Here is a 2,279-nt window from a genome sequence, read left to right on the forward strand (position 1 = left end):
TGCGGCAGGGAGCGGCCAAGCCGATCCAGCCGCCAGACGACCAGCACATCGCCATCGCGCAGATAAGCCAGCGCATCGGCCAAGCCGGGCCGGTCTGCCTTGGCCCCGGATGCCGTGTCCTCGAAAGCCCGTTCGCAGCCTGCATTGCGCAGCGCATCCGTCTGCAAGGCGGTGTCCTGTTCCGCCGTCGATACCCGCGCATAGCCGATGAGTGCCATTTCCGCCCATTTGTCCGTTATACCGTCCGCCTATCTTATTGTCCGTCTGTCGTTTTCAGAAGGCGACTGCACCGGTTCATTGGGTTGGCCGTACCGAGTGCATAGGACTGCTGACACGACCTGTTCAGTAGTCGTATGCACGAGCCGCCGCGAGGGGATGGGATTGCTCAGGAGTCCCCTGCACGATGCTGTCTTGCGCCGTCACTTTACTAACCATAAACACCCTTTGTATGCCTTAGACAGAATTACGGGTTAAGTGACAATTTTTGACGACCGGCACGTTCTGGCTCACACTGTCACATAATCGAACGTATATGTGACAGGCGAAGAGATGTTGATCGGCTATATGCGGGTGTCGAAAGCGGACGGATCCCAATCCACCAATTTGCAGCGCGATGCGCTCATCGGCGCCGGCGTGAGTCCTGCCCATCTCTACGAGGATCTGGCATCAGGCCGACGCGATGATCGCCCAGGGTTGGCTGCTTGCCTGAAGGCGCTTCGTGAAGGGGATACGCTGATCGTATGGAAGCTCGATCGGCTCGGCCGCGATCTGCGCCACCTGATCAATACCGTGCACGACCTGACTGCGCGTAGCGTGGGACTGAAGGTCCTGACCGGTCACGGTGCAGCGGTCGACACGACGACTGCCGCCGGCAAGCTTGTGTTCGGCATTTTTGCTGCGCTGGCAGAGTTCGAGCGGGAGTTGATTTCCGAGCGAACGGTCGCCGGGCTTGTCTCGGCGCGCGCTCGCGGCAGGAAAGGGGGGCGCCCCTTCAAGATGACCGCCGCCAAGCTACGCCTGGCGATGGCCAGCATGGGGCAACCGGAAACCAAGGTGGGCGATCTCTGCGAAGAACTGGGGATTACCCGGCAGACGCTCTACCGGCATGTGTCACCCAAGGGAGAGCTGCGACCAGACGGCGTAAAGCTGCTCTCCCGAGGTTCAGCCGCATAGTAGCGGCGACCTGGAACGAGGCTGTTCAGTGCGGCAACGATCCGATTGCCGGTGTCGACCCTTCGCGGTCATGCGATCATTGACGCCCCAGGCGGCGGCTACCTTATCTGAATCTGCCGTTCATGGCCCCGCAACCGGAGCGTCCCCGCCGGATCAGTTCGTGCGCCGTTTCCCGCCATGCCATGGTTGTCAGAACTGTACGTCGGCGCTTGCTGCCGGCGGCTCAACGTCGAGAGCTGCTGACCGATGACGATCTGCATGCCATGGCAGCGTATACTCTCGAAAAATGGCATTGGAATTCATATATCCTTCGCCGGGCCAGAAATGATGTGCCTAGCATCAGGAGCAGCGGCGCACAAGGCGCCCTATTCGGCATGCCAGCCATCGAATCGACCGAGGAGCACCGAGCTCCCAAAGACCTTTCCAACCGACCGATAGGAGGTCATATGTCACTGTACCGCGTCTATACGCACACTGCGGGCGACGAGTCCGTTTCCGAGCGCGTGGTCGAGGCGGATTCCGCCAATCACGCTCGCGACAAGGCCATCGCCAACGTGAAGGATCAGAACCAAGGTAAGGGCGGCAAGACCCAGGCCGAGGCTCAGGCAGACACACGCGTCCTGGCCGTCAAGAAATGCGGCAAGAACGGCGTCCTGACGATCAACCGCTTCCCGCTCGCCGTCGTCGAGGCTCTGATGCAACCCGACGAGGAAGAAGTCGAAGCGGAGGACTGAACCAACGAAGGGCGGGAGGTTACGACCTTGCGTTGTAGCCAGCGGGGTCGCCGAAGCGATCCCGGCCCAACTTGCTGGCCATCCGGGTTGTCGATGCGGCGGCCCAGCAAGAACGACAAAGAGACTCCACCGGCGGCTTTCGAATCGAGTGGCTGCCGCTCGTTTGTTATGTTATCCGCAGCTTCGAATGACTCTTTGTGGCCGCCTGCCGCCCGTCATTCCCTGATGGGTTCAACCCCCTTTGCTGCTGTAGTGCATTCGGCTTCTGACATTTGGCGCAGCCGTCTTCTGAAAACGACACCGTCATCCCGTTGCGCAAGATGTTTTCGGACAGGCGTCCGGTTTGGCCGCCTAATGATCGTTTGACGGACA

The 2,279-nt window shown here is 60.4% G+C and carries 4 protein-coding genes; 2 read left to right on the plus strand and 2 right to left on the minus strand.

The window, feature by feature from the left end:
- Nucleotides 1-218: recombinase family protein (locus ACUH78_RS19020; RefSeq protein WP_510497604.1), on the minus strand; the 218-nt coding region annotated here is incomplete at its 3' end.
- Nucleotides 219-549: 331 nt separating this feature from the next.
- Between ACUH78_RS19020 and ACUH78_RS19025 the strand changes: the two genes are divergently transcribed.
- Nucleotides 550-1,173: a recombinase family protein gene (locus ACUH78_RS19025; protein WP_011222094.1), complete on the plus strand. Its 624-nt coding sequence runs from the start codon at nucleotides 550-552 to the stop codon at nucleotides 1,171-1,173.
- 446 nt (nucleotides 1,174-1,619) lie between these two features.
- Nucleotides 1,620-1,907 carry a hypothetical protein gene (locus tag ACUH78_RS19030; RefSeq protein WP_445334427.1) on the plus strand — a complete coding sequence of 96 codons (288 nt, stop codon included), beginning with the start codon at nucleotides 1,620-1,622 and terminating at the stop codon, nucleotides 1,905-1,907.
- Between the two features lie 166 nt (nucleotides 1,908-2,073).
- Here ACUH78_RS19030 and ACUH78_RS19035 read toward each other — a convergent pair.
- Nucleotides 2,074-2,279 (minus strand): hypothetical protein (locus ACUH78_RS19035; protein ID WP_445334426.1); only part of this gene is annotated, 206 nt, incomplete at its 5' end.

The sequence above is a fragment of the Thauera sp. ZXT1-4 genome (genome assembly GCF_052598215.2).